This is a genomic window from Sporolactobacillus terrae DSM 11697 (assembly GCF_000648615.1).
Classification (GTDB): Bacteria; Bacillota; Bacilli; order Bacillales; family Sporolactobacillaceae; genus Sporolactobacillus; species Sporolactobacillus terrae.
Map to the genome: position 1 here is coordinate 1 of NZ_JFZC01000089.1, position 24929 is coordinate 24929.

The window sequence follows — 24929 nt, forward strand, 5'->3', positions numbered from 1 at the left end:
GGAGAAATGTATCCTGAATACTACAAAGGGGTTCACGGCCAGGAATACAGAATTAAAGATTATCTCTAAACAAAAAAGGACCGGGCGTTTTTTGCCCGGTTTTTCTTACTCGCTTGAGAATGCTTTAGCCTCAGTTGTGTGATGAAATCGCTGCTTTGGCAATTTTTTTTCGTTAGAAACGAAGCAAAAAAAAGCGGCGTAAAATTTGTCGGAAAATGTGCGAACGCCGATGCAGCACGGCGTGATGTCACATAAACTATAGAAAAATAGAGGAGGATGCAACATGTTTCTTCTCATTGTTGTGATGTTCATTCTTTTGATTATCGTTGGGTTGTTTTATTAACCCATGACCAGAATTCAGCTACAAATGAAATCTGGTTCTTTTTTTATTTATTTTATTAATAGCGTATAAAGTGGATTTGTCAACCGATTTTTTGTGAAAAGCTTCATCGAAACTAGTGCTTCCTCGACAAAAAAACCCCGTTCAGAATTTGAGCGAAATGTGTGACAATAAAGGTACCTTAATTATGTGAAAGGAAGTGCCAGCAGCGATGCCAAACATCGTTTCTTTCAAATTCAACCCTGCAGAACTAAAGTTAAATAAGTTCATTGATTTTTACGCCTATTGCACGCAATGGAATCAAAACATTTATGTATATGGTAATAATGAGGCACATAAGGTTCGGCGCCTGTCTGAGTTACTTTCCTTTATCCTGTTCTCCCATGATCACGAATGCTTAATTGTCATTGAAGGAAGCGGGATTAATGAAACGAAGAACTACATTTCAAAACATCTGTCTGGTGTGCAAACTGCCTAATGTCAATAACCAAAATGGTTGAACATGTGACAATTTATAAAAATATCTTTTCAGTATGGTATAGTATGAGTGTGATGAATTCATAGTGAAAGGATACGACTTTGCATGACAACACTGGAAGACTTACGGATAGCGCCAATCAGCCCTGAAAATGATCCGTGGGAAGCTTATTTTGATATGGAGCATTATGGACATTTAAAACTAACCAATGTCGAGTTTACGACCACAACACTTTGTAATATGAGGTGCGAACATTGTGCGGTCGGTTATACATTACGGAAGCATGATCCCGATGCACTACCCTTGGACCTGATTTTTAAGCGTCTTGATGAAGCCAAAGACCTTCATGCGCTTAGTATAACGGGCGGAGAACCAATGCTTTCGCTCAAGTCTGTGAAAGAGTATGTGGTGCCCATCTTAAAGTATGCACACGAACGCGGATTGAGAACTCAGATCAATTCAAATTTGACACTCGATTTGGCTCGCTATGAATTGATTATTCCTTATCTTGATGTACTGCATATTTCCTTTAATTATGGTAGCTTTGAGGATTATTCATCAATTGGATTTGCGGTAATGGAAAAAAAGCCGAATGTCAAGGCACAGCAGCTTTTCTTTAATCGGATGATTGAAAATGCGCGGGAACTAACCGCTCGCGGTGTCATTGTGTCGGCGGAAACGATGATCAACAAGCGCACATTGCCTCATCTCGAACGGATTCATGAACAAGTGGTCGAAATGGGCTGCCAGCGTCATGAAGTGCACCCCATGTACCCGAGTGACTTCGCAAGCAGTCTTCAGGTCGCTTCGCTTGATGAAATACGAACCGGCATCCATCGATTGCTTGACTGTCGTGATCAGGATGTCTGGATGCTTTTCGGAACCCTGCCTTTTTATCCGTGTAATAAAAATGAGAAAGATCTTGCATTGCTCGATCGCCTGTATCATGAGAAAAATGTTACCGTACGAAATGATCCGGACGGACGCTCTCGATTGAACGTTAATATCTTTGATGGAGACATTATTGTTACCGACTTTGCTGATGCGCCCGCATTGGGCAATATTAAAACAACGTCGCTGGAAGATGCTTACCGATACTGGCGGACAACGCCGCTTGCTCAATCGCTCAATTGTCACTGTCCGGCGGTAAAATGCCTAGGTCCCAATGTTCTCGTGAAAAATACTTACTATAAAGATGTCGATTTTACAAAACGAAAAGCGCTAATTGCACGCTGAATGTGTATCGTAAAGCAGCTGGAGCCTGTATGAATTCGGTTCCGGCTGTTTTCCTTTCTCACAGGATAAGAAAGTATAAGATTTTGCCCACTCTTCAAGCCAGTAGACCCGTGTCTTGACCGAGAATCAAAGCGGAGGTACTCTGGCGCCAGCGGGATCGCGCTTAGTTGATGCGTGCCAGCGAGACCCCGCAGATTCCTGCCTGTCTGAGGAGGCTCTTGGACTGCCTGCGACAAGCGAGCAGCTGTAGTGCCCGTCAGGCACAAGTTCAATGGCAAAGGACTAGGCGTAGCTTAGTCTTTCTTAATTTGTTACAAGTGCCGCTTGTCGAAAATTATGTTAATCTTATTTTAAGGAAACGAAAACAGATTGTAAATCTACTGTGTTCTGTTAAAATGGAGTTTGGGCTCATTTTTAGCAGCGGGTTACAATGTCAGGACTACGGAATGGAGAGGTGGACTTTGTGCACTTTTTGTCGAAAAATGACAAGTTTTTAAACATGCTATCGATTATTTCACTGAATCTAGAAGATGCTGCAAAGTATTTTGATCAAAGTAAAATCAAAAGCGAAGCAGATTTGCACGAATTTTCTCAAAAAATGAAGAGCTTTGAACGGAAAGGAGATTCGTACGTTCATGAATTGATCATTGCGCTGAACAAAACATTTGTGACGCCTCTGCAGCGTGAGGATATTTTGGAATTGGCAATGAAAATGGACAACGTACTTGACGGATTTGAAGAATGGTCGATGAGATTGGAAATTTACAGAATTTCTCATGCTGATGAATTTATGGTTGAATTTGTTGGTCTGCTCTTTGACTCATGCAAAGAGATCAATCAAGCGATTACCTTGATGAGCAAGAAAAATTTGTCTGGTATCCGTAATAGTGTGATTAAAATCAATGAGTATGAAACGCAATGCGATGAGTTGACTTCAAAGTGCATTACGAATCTCTTTAAAAATGAAAAAGATGCGATCAAGATTATTCAATATAAAGAACTTTATGAGATGCTTGAAAGCGTTGCAGACAGCTGCGAAGACGTCGCCGATACACTCGAAACAATCATGATGCGAAACGCTTAATCTTGTATTGAGCGAAGACACTTATTTGTAAATTAAAATATTGTTGTTCGACTGTTTATTCATTTTTTACAACGAAAGGGTTTAATGATCATGGAAAGTTTGTTTGCGTTGACGCTGATGATTGTGTTCTTCGCGTTTATCTTCGACTTTATTAACGGTTTCCACGATACAGCAAATACCATTGCCACTTCTGTATCGACGCGTGCGCTGCGTCCGCGGGCAGCGATCATCCTTGCAGGAGTCATGAACTTTCTCGGAGCGATTACATTTACCGGAGTTGCGCAAACGATCAGCAAAGGCGTTATTGATCCTTTTTCGATTCAAGATGAAACAACAGGCCTGATTATCGTAATGGCCGCCTTGATCAGTGCGATTCTTTGGAATTTAGTTACTTGGCTATTTGGTGTGCCAAGCAGCTCGTCGCATGCAATTATTGGATCACTTGCCGGAGCAGGGATCGCAGCACTTGGGTTTGGAGCGCTGAACTATAAAGGGTTTATCGAAATTTTTCAAGCCTTAATCTTTTCGCCAATCGCTGCAATAACGATCGGTTTTATTGTAATGAAGCTGTTTACAATCATCTTTCACAATTTTTCGCTTGTCAAAACAAATCGCCGTTTTCGATTGTTTCAGGTTTTTACCGCTGCCCTTCAATCGTTTGCTCACGGTACAAATGATGCACAGAAGACGATGGGGATCATTACAATGGCCTTGGTTGCATCCAACTATTTGACTGAGGTAGAAATTCCACTTTGGGTACGTATTGCAGCGGGTCTGGCGATGGCAATGGGAACATCGGTTGGTGGATGGCGCATTGTTCATACGGTAGGAAGCAAGATTATGAAAATTCAACCGATTAACGGTGCAGCAGCTGATTTAACTTCTGCAACCATCATCTTCGGATTTACAATGATCCATTTTCCAGTCAGTACAACTCATGTCATTACTTCGTCCATTTTAGGCGTTGGTTCTGCTGAACGTGTTCGCGGTGTGAATTGGAAGATGGCTCTGAACATTGTCGTTACGTGGGTCATTACACTGCCATTTACCGCGCTGATTGGCGCATTAATCTATCATTTATTGAAATGGGTTCTTTAAAAAGAGGGGACCGTACGGGAAGTGCCGGAATTGTTTTGGGTACATAAAGCGATTTCTCGCCTGTATTAATGTTGTGCAGGCGATTTTTGCCGATATTTAAAAAAGCGCTTACATATTCAAAAAAATAAAAACGGCTGTACACCGGAAAGAATTTTCATTCATTGATTTGGAAAATGCTTGACTAATCTGATTAGAATGACGCACCATGTTCACGCAATGGTGAATACTTCTCTTGAATCTCAATAATCAGTTGGTCAAGTTCCTGACTGACTTTCAATGTCTGTTTGGAGTACGTTCCATATTTTTTTGCGGTGTTTAATAATTTTTGCCTTTTTTCTTCGATTTTTTCTGAATAAATACCACTAATTTCCTGGGATGCACATATCTCTGGGTACCCAGAGATATGTGCATGTCCCTCCTTCACAATGTAAAATCTACCAATTATATAGACATTATATCATGACTATTTTTTTTGTCTACTAGATAAGGTTTTATTAAACCATTTTGTGGTATGATCAAGAATCAGATAGACACTAAATTGTTGGAGGACTGGGTATGAAATTCACTGATCTGGAACTCATCGTCGTGTTGTCTGAAGAAGGAACCATGAGCAAAGCTTCGGAACGACTCTTTGTTTCTCAGCCCGCACTAAGCCAGCGTCTTCATGCCATTGAATCGGAATGGAACGCGAAATTGTTTGTTCGTTCCAGACGTGGTGTCATGCTGACTGCTGAAGGAGAACGGATTAAAGAGTTTGTGTGCAGCACACTGGAAAAGATGGCGGAAACACGTGCGGAGCTACTGGCTCACGCATCTGAAATTTATGGGACCTTAAAATTAGCGGTGTCTTCTGTTAACGGGCAGTACTGGCTCCCAAATGTATTGAAGACCTTTGTTGATGAGTACCCTCATGTGAGGATTTCGTTGACAACTGGTTGGTCAAGTGGGGTATTGGAGCAAATTTATCGCGGTGAATGCCAAGCGGCAATTGTTCGTGGGACCCCGAATTGGAGCGGGGGTAAACTGCATCTTTTCTCTGATCCGCTTCAATTCGTTGATTCAAAAATTACGCGATTAGAAGAATTAAATTTGGATGATCGTCCCTATGTTCAATTTCGCAGTGACTCAAGCTATGATCAAGTGATACAAAATTGGTGGCATTCACAAAATTTGAGACCGCCTAGCCGTACAATTATGGTTGATCAGATCGAGACATGCAAACAGATGGTTACACATGGCATCGGCTATGCGGTGCTGCCGTCAATTAGTTTGACCGAGCAAGATCGCGTGCAGCGCATTCCGTTAAAGGATCATCAGGGAAAAGCGATTGTTCGTGATAACTGGCTGCTCTATGATCAGAAAGCGAAGCGCTTGAAACAGGTTCATGCTTTTATTGAACTGGTGAAACGTGGACTTTTTTCCTGAATTTCGTTAATATATCAAGTGAAACGACTATATGGAGGGACTCTTATGAAACAAATGGATGCACATGAAATTATTTCTTTTTTGCAAAACAGCACAAAGAAAACACCGGTAAAAGTTTACATAAAAGGTGATCTACGCTCACTTTCATTTGGAGCAGAGGTTAAATCATTTATTAGTGGACAAGCGGGAACACTGTTTGGCGATTGGAAAGCGATTGAACCGATACTTTCCGCCAATAAAGATAAAATTGAAGATTATATTGTCGAAAACAATGCGGCGAATTCTGCAGTGCCGTTCCTTGATCTTAAAGGGATCGAGGCACGTATTGAACCGGGAGCGCTTATTCGTGAAAAGGTTGAAATCGGCAAGCAAGCAGTCATCATGATGGGTGCAGTGATTAATATCGGGGCTGTGGTTGGTGAAGGAACGATGATTGATATGAACGCAGTGCTTGGCGGACGCGCGACAGTAGGGAAAAATTGTCATATCGGTGCAGGGGCAGTGCTTGCTGGCGTCGTGGAACCGCCGTCGGCACAACCGGTTGTTATTGAGGACGATGTCCTTGTTGGCGCGAATGCCGTTGTTTTGGAAGGTGTTCACATCGGTAGAGGCGCTGTAGTCGCTGCCGGTGCCATCGTTACCAAGGATGTTCCGGACTATACGGTCGTTGTCGGCGCTCCTGCTCGTGTCCTGAAAAAAATCGATGAAAAAACGCGTTCAAAAACAGAGATCATGAAGGAACTGCGTCAATTATAATCATGCGGGTAACCGCCTGAAAAATGGGAAGGGACCAAATATGGACTATGTTGCTGTAAGACGTGCATTGCATCAGATTCCGGAGCTCGGTTTTGAAGAGGTGGAAACGCAAGCGTTTCTGCTTGATCAAATAAAACAGTTGCCTCAAGGGCGTATACAAATTAAAAAGTGGAAGACCGGGTTACTTGTCCGCGTGGCTGGAACCCACCCAACGAAGGTCATCGGTTTCCGCACGGACATCGATGCCCTTCCGATTAAAGAAAACACCGGCTATTCCTTTCAATCCAAAAATGTAGGCAATATGCATGCTTGCGGACATGATTTTCACATGACAATCGCATTGGGAGCGCTTGAGGATGTTGTACTTCATCCGGTGAAGGAAGACGTATTATTTATCTTTCAACCTGCTGAAGAAGGACCGGGAGGAGCACTTCCTATTATGTCAAGCAGCGAATTCCAAAACTGGAAACCGGATTCGATTTTCGCATTACACGTATCTCCTGAATTTCCTGCAGGAACGGTAGCGACACGGGAGGGGATTCTGTTCGCCAATACTTCCGAGTTGTTTATCGATTTCTTTGGGAAGGGAGGCCATGCTGCAAGTCCTCATCTGACGCATGACACCATTGTAGCTGCCAGCCATTTTGTGGTGGGTTTGCAAACCATCGTTGCACGGCGCGTGAATCCACTTCATTCAGCTGTGTTAACAATTGGAAAAATATCCGGGGGCACAAAGCAGAACATTATTGCTGAACATGCGCGTGTTGAAGGGACAATCCGAACGCTTGATCAGGAAACAATGAAGGCAATTAAAGCCGATATTGAGCGCCATGTTCAGGCGGTAGAAACCGCCTATCAATGTAAAGGTGAGATTGATTACGGTGCCAACTATTATCAGGTCTTTAACCGTAAAGAATATGTTGATCCGTTTATTCAATTTTGCAGGCAGAACAAGTATCCTCTTGAACTTTGTGATGAGGGAATGGCCGGCGAAGACTTCGGATATTTTTTGCGTGACTTTCCAGGCTTTATGTTTTGGCTCGGTGTTGGAAAAACAGCGAACTTGCATTCAGCGGATTTTAAGCCCGATGAAGCAGCACTTGCTCAAGGAGTTAAAGTTGTCAGTACGTATATTCGAGAAGGTTTTTAACAAAATAAAACGAAAGATCTTTCGGAGCGAAATAATTTTTTTAGCTCCGATTTTTTTACTGGCTTGAATTTACACTTTAAGTGCAAGAGAGAGGAACCGGATTCCGTTACGATGGATTATCGTGGTTCATCAGGCGACGGATCTGTGCGTATTAAGGATATGCTCTATGAAGAAAAAAGCGACCACCGAATCGTCGGCAAGAAAGGCGACGGCAGATACACCGTCAGAGTACAGACAAGTTCCGGCGACTTCAAATTCCGATAAATGAGTAAGAAAATGATCCGACAAACGCTCCAACGCGCGTTCGGATCTTTTTTATTATGTGGTAAGTAAAAAAATGACCGACTATATTGCATTAATCAGTAGAGTGTATTATTCTATACATATGGAATGAACGAGTCGATCACGCTATCTTTTGGACATCTATTAGATAAAAATCAGTAGTGATCAATAAATATATCTTGATTTGAAAGGATGAATCACTTGAATGTTCAGTTCAAAAAAGGTGTTCTGGAACTTTGTGTGCTTGTGCTTATCGATGGTAGAGACCAGTACGGGTACGAACTTGCTCAGAACATTTCGAAAAAAATTGAAGTGGCTGAGGGTACACTTTATCCGCTGCTTCGACGTCTGACGAAGGAAGGCTATCTATCCACGTATCTCGGCGAGTCAACTGAAGGACCGCCAAGAAAATATTACTCCATTACAGCAGAAGGGGAGCAGTATATGAATGCATTAATTGACGAATGGAAACAATTTTCCGAAGCGGTTGATCAATTTATTAAGGAGGGAGCGGGACATGGTGAAAAATGATTTTTTTCGTAACCTGAACCACTTGCTGAGAGAACTCCCTAAAAAAGAGCGTGATGAAATTCTAGTGGACTTTGAAGAACACTTCACAATTGGATCTAATGAAGGAAAAACAGAAGAAGAAATCATTCAAGAACTCGGTGATCCAAAAGATATTGCTAACGCGGAACTTGCCGATTATTATGCCACAAATCCGGCGAGACAGGGTGGGGCAACGTCAGCCACGCGCTCGCTGCTGCTCGCTATGGTCCTGATTTTTTTTAATCTGGTGGTTGTTGCAGGACCTGCTTTCGGCATTTTCTTCGGATTTATTGGTCTATGGGTTGGTGCCATTTGTCTGGTGATTAGCCCGCTGCTTTCGCTTTTATCCTATTTTCAGTCTGGTTTTGATGCTTTTTTATTCACCTTCTTCGTATCGCTTGCTTGCTGCGGAGTAGGCTTACTGCTCAGTATCGCATTGAGCTACATCGGTAAATTTCTTTGGCACGCATGTGTCGGTTATGTCCGTTTTAACATGGATCTCATAACAGGGAGGAAGCGATCATGAAAAAAATTATCTATATTGCCCTGGCACTCATTCTTATCGGCGCTATAGGAGGATTGATTGTTTTTCAAACAACAGATCTTTTCCAAACGAGCAAAGCAAGCGCACAAACAAAAACAGCATCGGTCAATGGAATAAAGAAAATAAATGTAGACGTATCCTCGCTGGATGTTGAAGTAAAGAAAACAAATCGTGATCAATTGTCTGCCAAGGTGAAGGGCTGGGGCAATAAGCAAATGATCCAAGGGGTTAAGCTTGCGATCAATAAGGAAGGCGATGCTCTTCATGTGACTGCAGTGCGGAATCAATCGTTTTTCACCTTCACTATTGGTTGGTCAAAGCTAATCATCGAGGTTCCGGAGCAGGCGTATAACCAAATTACTGTTGATGTGGGCTCAGGAGATCTTTCTATTGAAGACCTACAGGCAGGACACTTGTCTTTAACTTCCGGCTCCGGAGATGTCACTGCTAAAAATAATAAGTCTAGAGGGAATTTTATCGTTCAGGCGTCCAGTGGTGATATTGATATGCAGCATAATCAAGCCCAGAACGAAGCCCGTGTCTCTGCAAACAGTGGAGATCTTGACGTGTCCGATTTGACTGCCAAGTCCACGCGACTTGAAACGGCCTCCGGAGATATTGATGTTCAAAGGTACAGCGGATCTCTGATTGCACAAGCTAATTCGGGCGACCTAGACATTGAAAGTCACCAATTGTCCGGAGATATTGATGCGCAAGTAGCGAGCGGTGATATCGATATTAATTTTGCGCAGGATCCAGATTCATTGTCCGTTGACTATCGCGGCGGGTCAGGAGAAGGCAAAGTTAATCTGGACGGATTCCTCTATAAAGAAAAAACAGATCACCTCATCATCGGACAAAAAGGCGACGGCAAATACAAAATCAGAGTGAGAACAAATTCCGGAGATTTCAATTTGCAATGAGTGATAGTGATAGAAAATAAAAAAACGATTCGTTGAGTGAAACTTGGGCGGATCGTTTTTCTTTACACACTAAGATGCATATTTTTTTCAACAAGGGAGAAACTGTCCTTTGATGGTTCTGAATAAAACGAAGGATGGATGATCCGCATGGAGCAGCAAAACACGAGTTTTGACTATTTCAACAACTGATTTGCTGTCATTGAAAAAACAGGGCGAGAGTATCGTCCTGTTTTAATTTTGTTGAAGGGGAGATCGTGGAGTAGGGGACTAAGAGGAACTCATGAATCTTGACGGAAGGTCTGTTCATTTGATGCTTAGCCGGCACAATACATTAGACCAATTGAACAAAGCAGTAGTGCATATTTGTACCGTTTCAGTGTATCCTTTCGTGAAGCGCAAAGGTTCTTTGGTATAATGGGGAGGCAGACTTAACAGAAAGCGTGTTTGCAGACTGGAGCGTACAGATCATATGATTGGAGCAGTGTTTCTAGTTATTCTTTGGACGATAATGTACGGATATATGATTGCGGCATCAATAGATTTCGGTATGGGCTTTTACTTGTTTTACGGCCAGTACTTGAGACGTGAGGGACGGTTTTACGCGCCGCTCCAAAGGTGGCTGTCACCAACCTCGGAATTCATGAATATCGGCTTTGTACTTATCTTTGCGGCTGTGATTGGCTTCTCTCCGGAAATCCTTCTTAATTTTCAGACCCCGCTTGTTTTTTGCGGTGGCTTTGCAATCGTTCTTACCGTTGTAAAAGGAACGTTCTTTGCATTTGCTGAATTGTTACCGAGAGGAAGTACGGCAAGTCGCGTGTTTTCAAGCGGCAATGGGATTATCGGAATTTTTATACCCGTCGTTCTGAGTATTGCGCTTGTGATTAGTGAGGGCGGCTTTGCTGATTATGGAACAGGAGCATTTCACGCGTTTGTTCGATCTTTGCTGTTCAATGTATACTTTTGGTCGGTTGTGCTGATTGCGGTTGTCAGTATCTTCTATATTAGTGCCATGTATCTTGTACAGTTCGCTTGGAAAATGGGCAACGAACCGCTCACAGAACATTTTAGAAATTACGCGCTGTTTCTAAGCATGCCGACGGTATTGGCCAGTGGTGTTGTCTTTCTGGGGTTGGAATCGCAAAACCCTGAACATTTCAGTGCGGCTTTGGATGGTTTATGGCCGTTTGTCCTCTCACTGATCTGTTTGCTTGCTGCAGTTACCTTAGTGTTTCTTAGAAAATATCCGTGGACCTTCCTTCTTGTTATGCTTCAATATTTCTTTGCTTTATACGGTTATACGGTTTCTCATTTCCCTTATCTTGTTTATCCGGATATTGTTTTGAATTCGGGATTGTCCAACTGGGCGAAATCCGGATGGTTCTTCGTCTTTTCTCTTGTGATTAGCATAGGTACGCTGGTGTGCTATTTGCGCATTCGCTGCTGGAATGTAGCGGATCAGAAACATCATGAATAATGAAATAAGAAAAAGCACAACGGCCCGAAAGGGCTGCTGTGCTTCATTTTTATAAGAAAACCGTGTTATTTGCTGTTTTCCATTTGCTTGTTTGCTTTTTCATCAACTTCCATAATAATTGGAAGGATCATTGGTTTGCGCCGTGTACGTTCATAGAGGAATGGTGCCAAAATAGTCGTGACCTCGCTTTTAATCTGTGACCATTGCAAGGAATCGCGTTGGATGACTTCCTGTAGACGCTGAGTCAAAAGGCTTTGTGCTTCATTGATTAAGTCCCCGGACTCACGCATGTAAACGAATCCTCGTGAAATAATGTCAGGCCCGGCAAGCAGCTTATGGGCTTCGATATCTGCACTAACAACGACAATAACTAAACCTTCTTCGGAGAGAATCTTGCGATCACGAAGAACAATATTACCGATATCACCGATTCCGCTTCCGTCGATGTAAACGGTGCCGGAAGGGATCTTGCCAGTTACAGTCGCAGAATTTTGGTCAAGAGCAAGTACATCGCCAATACTCATTATGAATGAATGATCGTATGGGATTCCGCAAGCATGTGCGGTTTCAACATGCTTTTTCAGCATGCGGTATTCTCCGTGGATCGGCATAAAGAATTTTGGCTTGAGCAGGCGCAGCATCAATTTTTCTTCTTCCTGACCACCGTGACCAGATGTATGGATATTGCTCAGTTTTCCGTGAATAACATCGGCACCGGCACGATAGAGCTGGTTAATGGTCCGGTTAATACTTACTGTATTTCCCGGAATCGGCGACGAGGAAAAGATCACCGTATCCCCAGGCTGAATCTGGATTTGCCGATGAGTGCCGTTTGCGATCCGTGATAATGCGGCCATCGGTTCGCCTTGGCTGCCGGTACATAAGATCGTTACTTCTTGATCGGGCAAATGATTGATTTGCTGATGGTCGATGAACGTATCCTCAGGGGCATGGATATAGCCGAGTTCTTCACCTATGGTAATGGCGGCTTCCATGCTACGGCCAAACACGGCAATTTTGCGGCCAGCTTCTACCGCGGCATCAACGACTTGCTGAAGCCGATGAATGTTTGACGCAAATGTGGCGAAAATGATCCGTCCATCAACCTTGCGGAAAATATCTTTAATATTTTCGCCAACTTCACGCTCGGTCATGGTGAAACCGGGAACTTCCGCATTTGTTGAATCCGACATAAGGCAAAGAACGCCTTCCTTGCCGATTTCAGCCATTTTGGTTAAATTGGCGATTTGACCGCCGACCGGAGTAAAGTCAAATTTAAAGTCACCGGTTTCAACGATATTTCCCTGAGGTGTTTTTACGACAACGCCATAGGAATCGGGAATGCTGTGTGTGGTTCTAAAGAAGCTGACCGATGTTTTCTGAAACTTAATAACGTCGTCTTCCGTGATTTCATGAATCACTGTGGTTCGAAGCAGATTGTGCTCATCCAACTTGTTTCGAATCAAGCCTGCGGCTAACTTTCCAGCATAGATAGGTATATTGACCTCACGCAGCAGGTAGGGAACACCGCCGATATGATCTTCATGGCCGTGAGTAATGAACAGACCCTTGATTTTATCGGCATTCCTGACTAAATAGCTGTAATCAGGAATGACATAATCGATACCGAGAAGGTCATCTTCTGGAAACTTGATCCCTGCGTCAATAACGATAATCTCATCCTGAAATTGAACAGCATACGTGTTTTTACCGATTTCTCCCAATCCGCCAAGAGAAAAAACGGCAGTTTGATGGTTCTTAACAAATTTCATAAATTACAGATTCTCCAGTTTAAATGCGGCAGACTTTTTTTCATAATCAAGGAATTTGCCGGTGAGCGGTTGAATAAATTCCACGTTGTATGGTTTGTCTGCAAGTTTTTTACGGACATCACGAACGTCCGCTGCTTCAAGATAAAGGGTCTCTGTCTGTTCCCTGACAGGGATTTCATCTTTAGACAACTGATATAATACTTTGTAAATCATAATACGTATTCCCTCCAACAAAAAAATGTTCTACAAATCATTATATATGAAATGGCGATCTTTTTCACTGTCTAGCTTCTGAATTGAAGGAATGCTTGTCAGTGCGATGTGAAACGGTTTAGATTTATTTTTGACGATCTTCGAAAAATCATACCGGAAAGCCGACGTTATTTGTTTAAACTGATATAATGGAACGAGGGTTTTGAATCGAACGAACGGTTCACTTGAATCGATTCGATCCAAAAAAAGGGGGATTTTTTCACGTGTCGAAACCGAAAATTGTTTTCTTTGATATTGATGATACATTGTATGACTATGATAAAAAGATTCCGGAATCGACTGTAGAGGCCGTGCACCGGCTGCAAAAGGACGGGGTGATTACTGCGATCGCAACCGGCAGGGCGCCGTTTATGTTCCAGGACCTCAGAGCACAGCTGGATATCCATACGTTTATCAGTATTAACGGCTCCTATGTCGTTCATCAAGATGAAGCGGTGTATACGAATCCACTTCAGGATTCAGCGCTGCATGCTCTTGTCGAAAAGGCTGACGAGCTTGGCTGGTCCATGACTCTAGTCAATGAGAAAACGATGAAAATGGCCGGCCCTGTTGATGAGAAAGCAAAGAAAGGGATTGCAAGCTTGAAATTGCCTATTGCATTTCCAGAGCAAGATGCTCATTTTGCTGAGGATCATCCCGTCTATCAAGGATTGCTTTTTTATTCAGAGGCAGATAATTCGCGTTTTCTAAAAGAAACCCCGTTTAATGCGTTCCGTTATGTTCGCTGGCATGAGTATGGCGTGGATGTTATCCCGGGCAGCGGCTCTAAAGCGGCTGGAATAAAACAGCTGTTGAATCGTTTGAATCTTACCCCCGAAGATGCTTGCGCATTCGGGGACGGGAATAATGATGTTGAGATGCTTGCTTATGTAGGCACCGGCATTGCTATGGGGAATGCTGTAGATGCTGCAAAAAAATCAGCAAAGCGAGTGACTACGCCGGTCGATCAAGACGGCATTTATTATGGATTAAAAGAAATAGGGTTGCTGTAATCAAATGCAAAAAAGACCGCTGGACGGTCTCTTTTTTTTCCAAACAAAGAAATTATCTGATTTTGCTTTGTGGTATTGCGTTAAGCGGCATTAAAGTCATCGCATCCTGTGAAAGGACGTCCTGTGCCGACGTGCAGATCGCGAAGGTTGCGGATTAATAGATGTTTTTTTCCTCCACATGATCCGGAATTTTAAACGGATCTTTCTTATTGATTCGGTCGTAAAACAGTATGCCATCCAAATGGTCGATCTCATGCTGAATGGCAATGGCAGGGTAACCCTTAAGACGAAGCGTCAATGGTTTGCCCTCTGGATCAAAGGCGCTCACTTTAACCCGCGCATGACGTGGTACAAAGCCGGGGACTTCGCGGTCAACGGAAAGACAGCCTTCGCCACCATCGAGATAGGTGTTTTCAATCGAATGGCTGATGATTTTGGGATTGAAAAGCATGTACTCATAGTGCTTGCCATTTTCATCATCCAAATACAGGGCGATCATCCGCTTGCTAAGCGCAATTTGCGGTGCTGCAAGGCCAATGCCGGCGCGCAGGCTGTATTTTTTTGCAATCGTTTCATCCTGACTGTTCTTTAGAAATTGAAGCATCTCTTTTAACGTGTTTTTTTCGTCTTCTGTAGCAGGAAGCGGGACTTCCTTTGCGACTTGTCTGAGAATCGGGTTGCCTTCCCGAATGATATCATCCATTGTAATCATTTATGAGCACTCCTTTAAACGTTCACGAACACTGGGCTCGCTGAACAAACTTTCTAATGCTTAGTTTATCATTAAAAGACGCAGATGTTTACTTTACTGATCAAAAGTCAACAACCTTGCATTGCGACATCCCCACAAATTCGTTCCAATTGACTTGGACGAATCATGTAGTATAAACTGAGTTTAGAAAAAAGTGATCAACGCTCTCGCGTGTCGTTTTGTTCGTACATGAGTACAGAAGCTTGGTTGGACAGGGGAGCTGTTGAGAAGGCGTTACGTTTTGAGTGGTTTCTTTTTTAATGAAAGCGGTTAAGTGATGAATGTCTCATTAGTAAGTTTGAAAAGAACCACGCATACTGAGGGAAGAGGTGATGGACTTGCCTGTAAACGATTCTGGAAGAATTGAAGACTTTTTTCCAACGTTACGGATTCTTGATACTCAGGGGCATGTGATCAATGAACAAGCAAGGCCTGAGATTAGCAATGATGAATTAAAGGAATTAATGCGGCGTATGGTCTATACGAGGGTTTGGGATCAGCGCGCGCTTAAACTCAATAGACAAGGAAGGCTCGGCTTTTATGCACCAGTCGCCGGACAAGAGGCATCAATGCTGGCAAGCGCGTTTTTGATGGACCAGGAAGACTGGCTGCTGCCGTCTTATCGGGACATACCACAGCTTGTTTGGCACGGGCTGCCGCTTTACAAAGCTTTTCTCTATTCAAGAGGTCATTTTGAAGGCGGGCAATATCCCGAAGAATTAAAAGCGGTTATGCCGCAAATTATCATTGCGGCACAATGTACGCAAGCTGCAGGTATCGCACTGGGCTTGAAAAAACGCGGGAAAAAACAAGTTGCTTTTTGCTATTTTGGTGATGGGGCAACTTCACAGGGCGACTTCTATGAAGGCATGAACTTCGCCGGCGCGTATCGAGCGCCAGCAATCTTCATTTGTCAAAATAATCGTTTTGCCATTTCGGTACCAGTTGAAAAACAAACGGCAGCCGCCTCGTTGGCACAGAAAGCAGTTGCTGCAGGAATTCGAGGAATTCAAGTCGATGGCATGGATCCGCTGGCTGTTTATGCCGCGACCAAAAAGGCCCGCGAGCATGCCATCGCCGGAGACGGACCGACGTTGATTGAAACGCTAACGTACCGTTACGGCCCGCATACCATGGCGGGTGATGACCCAACTCGATATCGGACGGACGAACTTACAGGGGAATGGGAAAAGAGAGATCCGTTAATTCGTTTCCGCTTTTACCTTGAACGGCTCGGACTTTGGTCACAGGAAGATGAAGAGCAGACGGCTGAGCAAGCGAGAACGGATGTTGACAAAGCGTTGAAGCAAGCAGATCGGGTTTCGAAACAAAACGTGACCGATTTGCTCGGCTTTATGTTTGAAAAACCTACTCAGAATATCCAAGAACAGCTGGATGCCTACAGCGCAAGGGAAGGGGATCAGCGATGACACAAATGACGATGATCCAGGCGATCACTGATGCCATGAGAACGGAATTGCGCAGAGACGATAATGTGCTTGTATTTGGCGAAGATGTTGCAAAAAACGGCGGTGTATTTCGGGCAACCGAGGGACTCTATGATGAATTTGGCGAGGATCGCGTATTTGATACGCCGCTTGCTGAATCGGGAATTGCCGGTTTGGCGCTTGGTCTTGCGCTCCAGCAGTACAGACCGATTATGGAAATTCAATTTTTCGGATTTGTTTTTGAAGCGATGGACGGTATTGCATCTCAATTGGCACGGCTTAGATATCGATCCGGCGGGCACTACCATGCGCCTGTAACGATTCGTTCCCCGTTTGGCGGTGGGGTAAAAACCCCTGAACTCCATGCAGATAATTTGGAAGGACTCTTTGCCCAATGTCCGGGACTAAAAGTTGTCATTCCATCAAATCCCTATGATGCGAAGGGGTTGCTGATTGCCGCAATTCGCGATAACGATCCGGTTCTCTTTCTTGAGCATATGAAACTGTACCGCTCTTTTCGAGAGGAAGTGCCTGAGGAAGCCTATACGATTGAGTTAGGCAAGGCGAAAATTGTTCGAGAGGGCAGCGGTCTTACATTGATTACGTATGGTGCGATGGTGCGCACTGCATTGAAAGCAGCGGAACAATTGCAAAAAGAGGGCATTGATTGTGAAATAATCGATCTTAGGACAATAAGCCCGCTCGACACGGAGACGATCGTCAAGTCGATCCAAAAAACGAATCGTGCGGTTGTGGTTCAGGAAGCGCAGAAGCAAGCAGGTATTGCAGCACAAGTTATTGCTGAAATCAATGATTGTGCGTTGCTGCATCTTGAGGCTCCGGTCGGCAGGGTGAGCGCACCGGACTCTGTTTTTCCGTTTGCCTCTGCTGAGGATGTATGGCTGCCGAACGAAAAAGATATTATTGAACAAGCGAAAGCAACCGTCAACTTTTAAAGAGAAGGTAACAGGAAAACCAGATCGGTGAAAGGAGTGAACCCCCGTTGGCGTATTTTTTTAAACTGCCTGACATTGGTGAAGGAATCCATGAAGGCGAAATTTTAAAATGGTTTGTGAAACCCGGCGATATCGTGCGTGAAGATGATACGCTCGCTGAGGTTCAAAATGATAAAGCAGTTGTTGAAATCCCTTCTCCTGTTAACGGAAAAGTGCTGGAACTCAATGCAGAAGAAGGTCAAGTGGTTGAAGTGGGCACCGTTGTGATCACCCTTCAATCGGATGATGATCATGCATCGCAAGCGACAGTAACCCAGGAAGAAGATGTTCAAGGTGCCCAGGTGAGCCAAAAGGATTCTGAACAACCGGCTTCTAAGCCTGATCCTCAAAATGAGGCGATAGCAGATGGAAATCAAGCCGTGGAAAATCGTCAATCGGTGATCGCAATGCCATCCGTTCGAAAATATGCAAGAGATCGCGGGACCAATCTGCAACAAATAACCGGAACAGGACGCAATGGCCGCATACTGAAAGCGGATATTGACCGCTTCATCAGTGAATCTGAGATAACTGAACCGTCTACTGAGTCGCAGCAGCCGCCAAAGGAAAGCGAGACGAAAGCAACAGCTGCCGAGTCAAACGAGACGGCGGTTTCCAAGGGACTTGAAACGCGTGAAAAATTGATGGGGATCCGCAGGGCGATCGCTCGGGCAACAGCGCATTCCGTACAGACCGCACCACATGTTACGTTGATGGATGAAGTGGATGCGACGCTGCTTGTTTCACATAGAAAACAATATAAGGAAGAGGCACAGGCGCTTGGCGTCAAATTGACTTATCTCTCCTATCTTGTAAAAGCACTTGTGTCTGCGCTCAAAGCATTTCCGATATTAAATGCATCGATTGATGAAGAAAGTCAGGAAATTATTTACAAACACTATTACAATATAGGTATCGCTACAAATACGGACGCCGGACTTGTTGTGCCCGTAGTAAAGCATGCTGAAGCGAAATCGATGTATGCTATTGCAAGTGAGATCCAAGAACTGGCAGAAAAAGCGCGTACCGGAAAACTGACTGCAGAAGAGATGAAGGGCGGGACCTGCAGCCTATCGAATATCGGCTCAGAAGGCGGCCAATGGTTTACACCGGTGATCAATCAGCCGGAATCCGCGATTCTTGGGGTCGGAAGAATTTCTGAAAAAGCCATCATACGCGATGGACAGATCGTTGCTGCACCAATGCTTGCTCTGTCTATGAGCTTTGATCACCGTCTAATTGACGGCGCAACTGCTCAGAGGGCAATGAACAAAATAAAAAGGCTGTTAGTTGATCCGCAACGACTTATTTTGGAGGGGTAGAGATGGTTGTAGGTGAATTTACGACTGAGGTGGATACGGTTGTCATAGGAGCTGGGCCTGGCGGTTACGTTGCAGCGATACGTGCTGCGCAGCTGGGACAGAAAGTCATTGTTATTGAGAAACAGCATGTCGGTGGGGTGTGTCTGAATGTCGGTTGCATCCCATCAAAAGCACTAATATCAGCAAGTCACCGCTTTGAGCAAATGAATCATTCGGAATCAATGGGCATCAGCGCGGAAAATGTTCATGTTGATTTTCACAAAGTCCAGGAATGGAAGGGACAGATCGTTGATCGGTTAACCAGCGGTGTCAAAGGGCTGTTTAAAGCGCATAATATTGAAAGCGTTGAAGGCGAAGCTTTGTTTGTTGATTCTGATGTCGTGCGCGTCAATCACGGCTATGAATCTTCACGGTATAAATTTAATCATTGTATCATTGCCACCGGATCATCACCAATTGAAATTCCCGGATTTAAGTGGAGCAGTCGTGTGTTGTCATCGACAGGTGCGCTTGCTCTAAAAGAGATTCCAAAAAAATTAGTCGTTATCGGCGGGGGATATATTGGGATCGAACTCAGCTCGGCTCTTGCTGGATTTGGGACTGAGGTTGTCATTCTTGAAGGCTCACCGTCTATTTTACCTGCTTTTGAAAAGCGGCTGATTGCACCGGTGAAAAAGAAACTTAAGGCAAAAGGCGTTTCTGTTTTTACCAAAGCTTTAGCAAAAGGTGTGGAAGAAACAGCAAACGGCGTTTCTGTTACTGCCGAAGTAAAGGGTAAGACTCAGACTTTTGACGCGGACTATGTCATGGTGACGGTTGGACGCCGTCCGAATACGAAAGATCTTGGCCTTGATTTGGCTGGTGTTGAACTTGGTGAACGCGGCTTGATCCATGTAGATAAACAAGGAAAAACCTCGAACGACAAGGTTTATGCGATCGGCGATATTGTTTCAGGAATGGCACTTGCCCATAAGGCTTCTTATGAAGGTAAGATTGCTGCTGAGGCAATTTCCGGAATCGCTTCAGAGGTCGACTACCGGGCGATGCCTGCCGTTGTCTTCTCTGATCCTGAAATCGCATCGGTTGGACTATCTGAAGAAGAAGCAGTAAAAGAAGGGTACGAAGTCAAAACGGGTCAATTTCCGTTCGCGGCAAATGGGCGCGCACTCTCACTTGGCGAGTCGGACGGATTCTTAAAAATTGTTTCACGTGCTTCGGATGGCTTGGTTCTTGGTGCGCAGATTGTTGGCGTAAGTGCAAGCGATATGATTGCTGAATTTGGTTTAGCCGTTGAATCAGGAATGACCGTTGAAGATCTTGCTCTCACCATTCATGCCCATCCGACTTTAGGCGAAATTGCGATGGAAGCAGCAGATGTAGTACTTGGCCATCCGATTCATATTGCAAAATAAAAGCAAGAAAAACCCTGAGCACAAGTGCTCAGGGTTTTTTCTATAAAGTGGATGCTTTTTAAATGGTGCTGTGCAAAGCAAGTTCATAGAGTGGAAGCAGTTTAACAATCTGTTCCTTTAAATAGGCGATCAGCTGCTCTTCGGACGCTGCAATTGCTTCCTGTTTCGGAATCACAACGCCGCAGAGTAGCTCCGCTTTTTTTACCTTGGTCAGACGGATTAATAACTGCTGCAGGTCGTTCGCAGTAAGCTCGCCCTGCAGCGTGTAATCAGCAGCTGTGTGATCGGAAGACCAAGCAAAGGAAGGCGGAAACGTTTGCATTAGGTTCGGCATATGCGAGAGCATCGCTTCACCCAGTTCCTTTTTGTAAGGGTAGTCGTCAATAAAAGCAAGCCAAAAAAAGAGATGATTCGGCCAAATACCGAATTGAAAGTGGGGATGCTTTTTGTAGCCCCGTTTATCCTGTGCAAGTGCGAGCCATGTACTTTCCGGTGGATGAACCGTTCGTCTAGCGTGGCGTGCGATATGGGCGCAGAAAGCTGGCTCGGCTCGTTCCTTTTCGTTCAGGAACGGGATGAGTTGATCCGCAATTCGATGGAACTGTGGTTGAATCTGTTGGCGAATGGCGCTCATCCGTTCGTCCAATCCAGGCAGCTGCATGCAATTGAAATCAAGCGTAGTAAAACCATCCTGAGGCATCGTTTTACACTCCTTTATGTAGAAAATCTTAAACTAGCATACCATAGCTTGACCGGATTATTTATATCTAGTGCTTCTGAAAAACAATCATTTTAATGGTAATACACATAAATTTTCGCATAAACTAAAGAAACAACAAATCCGTAATTTGATAAGATTCTGATTCATTTCGCGCTCCTGTGAACGGCAAAAAATGAAGGGAAGTGGCATTTGCCATGAAACAGCTTAACCAGACACTGAGCAGGAAGGATGCAGAAAAAAGAATTCCACAAGTACGGATCGCAATCGACAGCGAGCTTACTGTACTGCATCGAGCACTTGTCAATAAGGATGATAAAACAATTGTACGATGCAAACAAAAACTGGAACGGTTGCGTCGCGAAATGCTTTTGTTGGAGATTTGAGGGGCTGATCAGATCCATGGGTAAGGTTAAGAAAAATAAACGGTTTTTGAGAGGATATAATCACCGGCAGAAATCGGTGATTTTTCTTTTTGCAGCTAAATGATGTACTATTGAATGAGACGATGGTATGCCGGACGGAATCGATATCGATTTGTAATCTACAGGCAATGGAACACGTAGAATCAGGAGTTGACAGAAAAATGACGGAACATGACTGGGACGCGCTTGAGCGGCAAGTTATTCAATGGATCAAAGAGGCAGGTACACAGCTGCGTGCATCGCTGTTAACACCTTTGGAAGTCAGCGAGAAGAGTGCACATAATGATCTGGTAACAAATATGGATCGTCACATTGAAAAATTTCTTATTGAAAAGATCCGTGCGGCGTATCCTGGGGATCGAATTGTTTCTGAAGAGGGTTTCGGTGACGGAGTGGCTGATACAGATGGTGTGCTTTGGCTTCTTGATCCTATTGATGGGACGCTGAACTTTGTGATGCAGAAGCGCTTCTTTGCTGTTTCTATTGGCGTATATGAGGAAGGGGAGGGGCGTGCGGCTTTTATTTACGATGTGATGGCTGATGAACTCTTCCATTGTATAAGCGGCCAGGGTGCTTATCAGAATACGAAAAGGCTGGCGACACTGACATCGGTAACGATTGAAAACAGTTTGATTGATCTTAGCGCGACTTGGCTGAAGCCTAACCGGATGATCCACGAGGAAACCATGATGGAAATTGTTAAACGGTGCAGCGGGACTCGGGCTTATGGAGCGGCGTCTCTAGAACTCGCTTATGTAGCGGCCGGTTATTTGGATGCCTATTTTACAATGCGCCTTTCGCCTTGGGATTACGGTGCCGGCTTGATCCTGCTTCGAGAGGTCGGCGGCAGTTATTCTAGGGCAGATGGTCAGCCGCTTAATATTCTGAGCAAGACGTCAGTGCTTGCGGCTCGACCGGGACTCCATCACTTTATTGCAGAACATGTACGCAAACAGATTCAGAGTGGGAAGTTCATCTGTGAACCTGATGGAGGGCATAATCATTAATCATGCCCTCGGCTTCTCTGCTGGATCGCCTTCAGCATAAAACCGACCCACATAAACAAAATGACCGCAAATGCTGAGAGAAGAGTAAGCATTGGCTGGCCGAGGATCATTCCTGCAACGATTCCGCCCAAGCTTGCAGTGGTGCATAGGATGACTGAGAATAAACCGATACGAAACATTGAATCGCCTCCTAAGTTCATCATAAAGCGAAAGCGAAAAAAGCACAAAAGCTTTGCCGACGTGCCGAAACAAAATTTCAATAGACACAGAAAAAATTGACAATAGAACGCGACTTGTGAGAAAATGATTTGCATGTGTATGTTTCGGCTAATTTATGCGAAGCGATTGGAAAAGATGAGGAGAGTAAGGAATAAATGACAAAATTAAGGGAAGAATTGCGGAATATCGCGATTATTGCACACGTCGACCATGGTAAAACGACATTAGTGGATAAACTGTTGTTGCAATCCGGGACGTTCCGTAAAAATCAGCACATTAATGAACGGGCAATGGATTCAAATGCAATTGAACGGGAACGCGGCATTACCATTCTGGCGAAGAATACGAGTCTCTCTTACAAAGACCATACAATAAATATTGTAGATACACCGGGACACGCAGACTTTGGCGGCGAAGTGGAACGAATTATGAAAATGGTTGACGGCGTTCTGCTGCTTGTTGACGCTTATGAAGGCTGCATGCCGCAAACACGTTTTGTATTAAAGAAAGCGCTGGAAGAACATCTGAAACCAATCGTTGTTGTAAACAAAATCGATAAGCCAATGGCTCGTCCGGCAGAAGTCGTTGATGAAGTGATTGACTTGTTTATTGATCTGGGAGCTGATGAGGATCAGCTTGAATTCCCGGTTGTTTATACATCTGCGGTAAATGGCGTTGCAGGAACAGATCCTGAACATGTTGACCAAGATATGAGCGTAGTTCTGGATATGATTCTGAAGTATGCTCCGGCACCGGTTGACAATCGCGACGAAAGCCTACAGTTCCAAGTCACGATGCTCGATTATAATGACTATGTCGGCCGTATTGGTATTGGCCGAATTTATCGAGGCAAGATCAAGGTCGGAGAAGATGCTGTACTCGTTAAAAATGCCGGTGAAAGTGTTGAAAAGTTCCGCATCACCAAGCTTTTTGGCTATCACGCCCTGAAACGGACGGAGATTCAAGAAGCTTGCTCCGGTGATATTATCGCTATAACCGGTGTTTCCGATATTGATATTGGCGATACCATTAATGATGTGGATCACGTTGATCCGCTTGAACCGCTTCGCATTGACGAACCAACCTTGAAAATGACTTTTCTGCCTAATACGAGTCCTTTTGCAGGTCAGGAAGGGGACTACGTGACAAGCCGAAAAATTGAAGATCGGCTCATGGCGGAAATGGAACGCGACGTCAGCTTGAAAGTTGAGTCGGCATCGAACTCGCATGACTCCTGGATCGTTTCTGGACGTGGGGAACTTCACTTGTCGATCTTGATTGAAACAATGCGCCGAGAAGGCTACGAGCTATCTGTATCGAAGCCGAGCGTTATTACAAAGGAAGTTGACGGCAAGCTGTGCGAACCGTATGAATCCGTTCAAATTGATGTACCGGAGGAATATGTCGGTGCAGTCATTGAATCGATGGGGAAACGCAAAGCCGAATTGAAAGATATGCGTCAGGAACAGCCGGGGCAGACACGTCTGACGTTCATGATTCCTTCTCGCGGTTTGATTGGTTATAATCGTCAGTTTATGGCGGATACACGCGGTTACGGTATCTTGAACCATACCTTTGATCACTTTGCTCCGTTTATCAAAGAAGAAATCGGCGGGCGCCGAAATGGTGTGCTGGTTTCGATGGATCAAGGACAAACGACGGCGTATTCGCTTGCTGCACTTGAGGATCGCGGTGAGATGTTCGTCGGACCCGGTGTTAATGTTTATGAAGGCATGATCGTTGGCGAACATAACCGTGAAAATGATTTGACTGTGAATGTTACGAAAGCAAAACACGCGTCCAACGTACGTTCTTCGAACAAGGATCAAACCGTAACTTTGAAAGAGGCGCGTAAGTTGTCCCTTGAAGATTCACTTTCTTACTTGAATGATGATGAATACTGTGAAATTACACCTAAGAGTGTTCGGATGCGCAAGAAGATTTTGAACAAGGGCGAACGTGAACGTTTTGAACGCCGAGGAAGCAAGATTCCAAAGTATAACGGCTGATTAAATAAGATCAATAGTTTATCATGGATTTGATCTGTTTTCGAAAAACTGAACACAGCATGAAACGCTTTGCTCGGTGGTTGAAAATCCGATCGTTAATCGGATTTCAACCACCGAGTTTTTTTGCAAGTAAAGAAAGCCGATGATTTGGCCTTGCGGCTGTCGAAAAATCAGCGGAGCTTCCGTGAATATAAAACCCCCTTAAGCGGACTGATTAGTGTCCATCTTATAGGGGGAGCAGAAC

General features: G+C 44.3%; 26 protein-coding genes and 1 pseudogene. 21 read left to right on the forward strand and 6 right to left on the reverse strand.

The window, feature by feature from the left end; genetic code table 11:
* Nucleotides 1–274: 274 nt before the first annotated feature.
* The 5 genes and pseudogenes from AA84_RS19685 to AA84_RS0114710 form a co-directional block, all read left to right on the forward strand.
* Nucleotides 275–343 (forward strand): annotated as a pseudogene (locus tag AA84_RS19685) (YjcZ family sporulation protein); the annotation flags it as partial.
* A gap of 208 nt (nucleotides 344–551) precedes the next feature.
* The gene (locus AA84_RS0114695) at nucleotides 552–818 is read left to right on the forward strand and encodes a hypothetical protein (protein ID WP_028977828.1); all 267 of its coding nucleotides are present in this window, start codon (nucleotides 552–554) and stop codon (nucleotides 816–818) included.
* A gap of 105 nt (nucleotides 819–923) precedes the next feature.
* Nucleotides 924–2054: a radical SAM/CxCxxxxC motif protein YfkAB gene (gene yfkAB / locus AA84_RS0114700; protein WP_028977829.1), complete on the forward strand. Its 1131-nt coding sequence runs from the start codon at nucleotides 924–926 to the stop codon at nucleotides 2052–2054.
* A 463-nt stretch (nucleotides 2055–2517) separates the two neighbouring features.
* A complete protein-coding gene (locus tag AA84_RS0114705) occupies nucleotides 2518–3138 on the forward strand; it encodes a DUF47 domain-containing protein (RefSeq protein ID WP_028977830.1) in 621 nt (206 codons plus the stop codon).
* Between the two features lie 90 nt (nucleotides 3139–3228).
* Nucleotides 3229–4236: an inorganic phosphate transporter gene (locus AA84_RS0114710; protein ID WP_028977831.1), complete on the forward strand. Its 1008-nt coding sequence runs from the start codon at nucleotides 3229–3231 to the stop codon at nucleotides 4234–4236.
* Between the two features lie 190 nt (nucleotides 4237–4426).
* Here the strand turns inward: AA84_RS0114710 and AA84_RS18075 are convergent, their stop codons facing one another.
* A complete protein-coding gene (locus AA84_RS18075; RefSeq protein ID WP_037563888.1) occupies nucleotides 4427–4660 on the reverse strand; it encodes a Spo0E family sporulation regulatory protein-aspartic acid phosphatase in 234 nt (77 codons plus the stop codon).
* A 131-nt stretch (nucleotides 4661–4791) separates the two neighbouring features.
* Between AA84_RS18075 and AA84_RS0114720 the strand changes: the two genes are divergently transcribed.
* The 8 genes from AA84_RS0114720 (at nucleotide 4792) to AA84_RS0114755 (ending at nucleotide 11342) form a co-directional block, all read left to right on the forward strand.
* A complete protein-coding gene (locus tag AA84_RS0114720; protein ID WP_028977832.1) occupies nucleotides 4792–5661 on the forward strand; it encodes a LysR family transcriptional regulator in 870 nt (289 codons plus the stop codon).
* A 45-nt stretch (nucleotides 5662–5706) separates the two neighbouring features.
* Entirely contained in the window at nucleotides 5707–6417 is a 711-nt protein-coding gene (dapD, locus tag AA84_RS0114725) for a 2,3,4,5-tetrahydropyridine-2,6-dicarboxylate N-acetyltransferase (RefSeq protein ID WP_028977833.1), read from the forward strand.
* Nucleotides 6418–6457: 40 nt separating this feature from the next.
* Nucleotides 6458–7567: an N-acetyldiaminopimelate deacetylase gene (locus AA84_RS0114730; protein WP_028977834.1), complete on the forward strand. Its 1110-nt coding sequence runs from the start codon at nucleotides 6458–6460 to the stop codon at nucleotides 7565–7567.
* A 111-nt stretch (nucleotides 7568–7678) separates the two neighbouring features.
* Entirely contained in the window at nucleotides 7679–7831 is a 153-nt protein-coding gene (locus tag AA84_RS19100; protein ID WP_160168736.1) for a DUF4097 family beta strand repeat-containing protein, read from the forward strand.
* A 219-nt stretch (nucleotides 7832–8050) separates the two neighbouring features.
* Entirely contained in the window at nucleotides 8051–8380 is a 330-nt protein-coding gene (locus AA84_RS0114740) for a PadR family transcriptional regulator (protein ID WP_010026503.1), read from the forward strand.
* Nucleotides 8367–8924: an HAAS signaling domain-containing protein gene (locus tag AA84_RS0114745; protein WP_028977835.1), complete on the forward strand. Its 558-nt coding sequence runs from the start codon at nucleotides 8367–8369 to the stop codon at nucleotides 8922–8924. The genes AA84_RS0114740 and AA84_RS0114745 overlap by 14 nt, the downstream gene beginning before the upstream one ends.
* Nucleotides 8921–9865, forward strand: a complete 945-nt coding sequence (locus AA84_RS0114750; RefSeq protein ID WP_028977836.1) for a DUF4097 family beta strand repeat-containing protein — start codon at nucleotides 8921–8923, stop codon at nucleotides 9863–9865. The genes AA84_RS0114745 and AA84_RS0114750 overlap by 4 nt, the downstream gene beginning before the upstream one ends.
* A gap of 469 nt (nucleotides 9866–10334) precedes the next feature.
* A complete protein-coding gene (locus AA84_RS0114755) occupies nucleotides 10335–11342 on the forward strand; it encodes a cytochrome d ubiquinol oxidase subunit II (protein ID WP_028977837.1) in 1008 nt (335 codons plus the stop codon).
* A 65-nt stretch (nucleotides 11343–11407) separates the two neighbouring features.
* Here AA84_RS0114755 and rnjA read toward each other — a convergent pair whose 3' ends face one another.
* Together rnjA and AA84_RS0114765 are read right to left on the reverse strand one after the other, a co-directional pair.
* On the reverse strand, nucleotides 11408–13114 hold the full coding sequence (rnjA, locus tag AA84_RS0114760; RefSeq protein ID WP_028977838.1) for a ribonuclease J1: 1707 nt from the start codon (nucleotides 13112–13114) through the stop codon (nucleotides 11408–11410).
* A gap of 3 nt (nucleotides 13115–13117) precedes the next feature.
* Nucleotides 13118–13327 carry a DNA-dependent RNA polymerase subunit epsilon gene (locus AA84_RS0114765; protein WP_028977839.1) on the reverse strand — a complete coding sequence of 70 codons (210 nt, stop codon included), beginning with the start codon at nucleotides 13325–13327 and terminating at the stop codon, nucleotides 13118–13120.
* A 263-nt stretch (nucleotides 13328–13590) separates the two neighbouring features.
* Here AA84_RS0114765 and AA84_RS0114770 point away from each other — a divergent pair, with 263 nt between their 5' ends.
* Complete coding sequence (locus AA84_RS0114770) at nucleotides 13591–14379, forward strand: Cof-type HAD-IIB family hydrolase (protein ID WP_028977840.1); 789 nt, start codon at nucleotides 13591–13593, stop codon at nucleotides 14377–14379.
* A 154-nt stretch (nucleotides 14380–14533) separates the two neighbouring features.
* Here AA84_RS0114770 and def read toward each other — a convergent pair whose 3' ends face one another.
* On the reverse strand, nucleotides 14534–15091 hold the full coding sequence (gene def, locus AA84_RS0114775) for a peptide deformylase (RefSeq protein ID WP_028977841.1): 558 nt from the start codon (nucleotides 15089–15091) through the stop codon (nucleotides 14534–14536).
* Between the two features lie 371 nt (nucleotides 15092–15462).
* Here def and pdhA point away from each other — a divergent pair, with 371 nt between their 5' ends.
* Genes pdhA through lpdA form a run of 4 tightly spaced genes read left to right on the forward strand, consistent with a single transcriptional unit; the run spans nucleotide 15463 to nucleotide 20307 of the window.
* Entirely contained in the window at nucleotides 15463–16560 is a 1098-nt protein-coding gene (gene pdhA, locus AA84_RS0114780) for a pyruvate dehydrogenase (acetyl-transferring) E1 component subunit alpha (RefSeq protein WP_028977842.1), read from the forward strand.
* Complete coding sequence (locus tag AA84_RS0114785; protein ID WP_028977843.1) at nucleotides 16557–17534, forward strand: alpha-ketoacid dehydrogenase subunit beta; 978 nt, start codon at nucleotides 16557–16559, stop codon at nucleotides 17532–17534. Before pdhA ends, AA84_RS0114785 begins: the two co-directional genes overlap by 4 nt.
* A gap of 47 nt (nucleotides 17535–17581) precedes the next feature.
* On the forward strand, nucleotides 17582–18895 hold the full coding sequence (locus AA84_RS0114790) for a dihydrolipoamide acetyltransferase family protein (protein ID WP_028977844.1): 1314 nt from the start codon (nucleotides 17582–17584) through the stop codon (nucleotides 18893–18895).
* 2 nt (nucleotides 18896–18897) lie between these two features.
* Nucleotides 18898–20307 carry a dihydrolipoyl dehydrogenase gene (gene lpdA / locus AA84_RS0114795; protein WP_028977845.1) on the forward strand — a complete coding sequence of 470 codons (1410 nt, stop codon included), beginning with the start codon at nucleotides 18898–18900 and terminating at the stop codon, nucleotides 20305–20307.
* 58 nt (nucleotides 20308–20365) lie between these two features.
* On the opposite strand, the gene AA84_RS0114800 is transcribed toward lpdA, so the two are convergent.
* A complete protein-coding gene (locus AA84_RS0114800; RefSeq protein WP_028977846.1) occupies nucleotides 20366–21007 on the reverse strand; it encodes a YktB family protein in 642 nt (213 codons plus the stop codon).
* A gap of 215 nt (nucleotides 21008–21222) precedes the next feature.
* On the opposite strand from AA84_RS0114800, the gene AA84_RS0114805 reads away from it, so the two are divergent.
* Both AA84_RS0114805 and AA84_RS0114810 read left to right on the forward strand, forming a co-directional pair.
* Nucleotides 21223–21411, forward strand: coding sequence for a hypothetical protein (locus tag AA84_RS0114805; RefSeq protein ID WP_028977847.1), 189 nt, complete (start codon nucleotides 21223–21225; stop codon nucleotides 21409–21411).
* Between the two features lie 200 nt (nucleotides 21412–21611).
* Nucleotides 21612–22457, forward strand: a complete 846-nt coding sequence (locus AA84_RS0114810; protein ID WP_028977848.1) for an inositol monophosphatase family protein — start codon at nucleotides 21612–21614, stop codon at nucleotides 22455–22457.
* On the opposite strand, the gene AA84_RS18080 is transcribed toward AA84_RS0114810, so the two are convergent.
* Nucleotides 22454–22636: a hypothetical protein gene (locus AA84_RS18080; RefSeq protein ID WP_037563890.1), complete on the reverse strand. Its 183-nt coding sequence runs from the start codon at nucleotides 22634–22636 to the stop codon at nucleotides 22454–22456. The genes AA84_RS0114810 and AA84_RS18080 overlap by 4 nt on opposite strands.
* Before the next feature lie 195 nt (nucleotides 22637–22831).
* Between AA84_RS18080 and typA the strand changes: the two genes are divergently transcribed.
* Nucleotides 22832–24685 carry a translational GTPase TypA gene (gene typA / locus AA84_RS0114820; protein ID WP_028977849.1) on the forward strand — a complete coding sequence of 618 codons (1854 nt, stop codon included), beginning with the start codon at nucleotides 22832–22834 and terminating at the stop codon, nucleotides 24683–24685.
* The last annotated feature ends 244 nt before the right edge of the window (nucleotides 24686–24929 follow it).

What these genes read in the sequence shown, in the direction of transcription:
- AA84_RS0114695 (WP_028977828.1), top strand. Translation starts at nt 552, where the DNA reads ATGCCAAACATCGTTTCTTTCAAATTCAACCCTGCAGAACTAAAGTTA.
- yfkAB (WP_028977829.1), top strand. Translation starts at nt 924, where the DNA reads ATGACAACACTGGAAGACTTACGGATAGCGCCAATCAGCCCTGAAAAT.
- AA84_RS0114710 (WP_028977831.1), top strand. Translation starts at nt 3,229, where the DNA reads ATGGAAAGTTTGTTTGCGTTGACGCTGATGATTGTGTTCTTCGCGTTT.
- AA84_RS0114720 (WP_028977832.1), top strand. Translation starts at nt 4,792, where the DNA reads ATGAAATTCACTGATCTGGAACTCATCGTCGTGTTGTCTGAAGAAGGA.
- dapD (WP_028977833.1), top strand. Translation starts at nt 5,707, where the DNA reads ATGAAACAAATGGATGCACATGAAATTATTTCTTTTTTGCAAAACAGC.
- AA84_RS0114730 (WP_028977834.1), top strand. Translation starts at nt 6,458, where the DNA reads ATGGACTATGTTGCTGTAAGACGTGCATTGCATCAGATTCCGGAGCTC.
- AA84_RS19100 (WP_160168736.1), top strand. Translation starts at nt 7,679, where the DNA reads ATGGATTATCGTGGTTCATCAGGCGACGGATCTGTGCGTATTAAGGAT.
- AA84_RS0114745 (WP_028977835.1), top strand. Translation starts at nt 8,367, where the DNA reads ATGGTGAAAAATGATTTTTTTCGTAACCTGAACCACTTGCTGAGAGAA.
- AA84_RS0114750 (WP_028977836.1), top strand. Translation starts at nt 8,921, where the DNA reads ATGAAAAAAATTATCTATATTGCCCTGGCACTCATTCTTATCGGCGCT.
- AA84_RS0114755 (WP_028977837.1), top strand. Translation starts at nt 10,335, where the DNA reads ATGATTGGAGCAGTGTTTCTAGTTATTCTTTGGACGATAATGTACGGA.
- rnjA (WP_028977838.1), bottom strand. Translation starts at nt 13,114, where the DNA reads ATGAAATTTGTTAAGAACCATCAAACTGCCGTTTTTTCTCTTGGCGGA.
- AA84_RS0114765 (WP_028977839.1), bottom strand. Translation starts at nt 13,327, where the DNA reads ATGATTTACAAAGTATTATATCAGTTGTCTAAAGATGAAATCCCTGTC.
- def (WP_028977841.1), bottom strand. Translation starts at nt 15,091, where the DNA reads ATGATTACAATGGATGATATCATTCGGGAAGGCAACCCGATTCTCAGA.
- pdhA (WP_028977842.1), top strand. Translation starts at nt 15,463, where the DNA reads ATGGACTTGCCTGTAAACGATTCTGGAAGAATTGAAGACTTTTTTCCA.
- AA84_RS0114785 (WP_028977843.1), top strand. Translation starts at nt 16,557, where the DNA reads ATGACACAAATGACGATGATCCAGGCGATCACTGATGCCATGAGAACG.
- lpdA (WP_028977845.1), top strand. Translation starts at nt 18,898, where the DNA reads ATGGTTGTAGGTGAATTTACGACTGAGGTGGATACGGTTGTCATAGGA.
- AA84_RS0114800 (WP_028977846.1), bottom strand. Translation starts at nt 21,007, where the DNA reads ATGCCTCAGGATGGTTTTACTACGCTTGATTTCAATTGCATGCAGCTG.
- AA84_RS0114805 (WP_028977847.1), top strand. Translation starts at nt 21,223, where the DNA reads ATGAAACAGCTTAACCAGACACTGAGCAGGAAGGATGCAGAAAAAAGA.
- AA84_RS0114810 (WP_028977848.1), top strand. Translation starts at nt 21,612, where the DNA reads ATGACGGAACATGACTGGGACGCGCTTGAGCGGCAAGTTATTCAATGG.
- AA84_RS18080 (WP_037563890.1), bottom strand. Translation starts at nt 22,636, where the DNA reads ATGTTTCGTATCGGTTTATTCTCAGTCATCCTATGCACCACTGCAAGC.
- typA (WP_028977849.1), top strand. Translation starts at nt 22,832, where the DNA reads ATGACAAAATTAAGGGAAGAATTGCGGAATATCGCGATTATTGCACAC.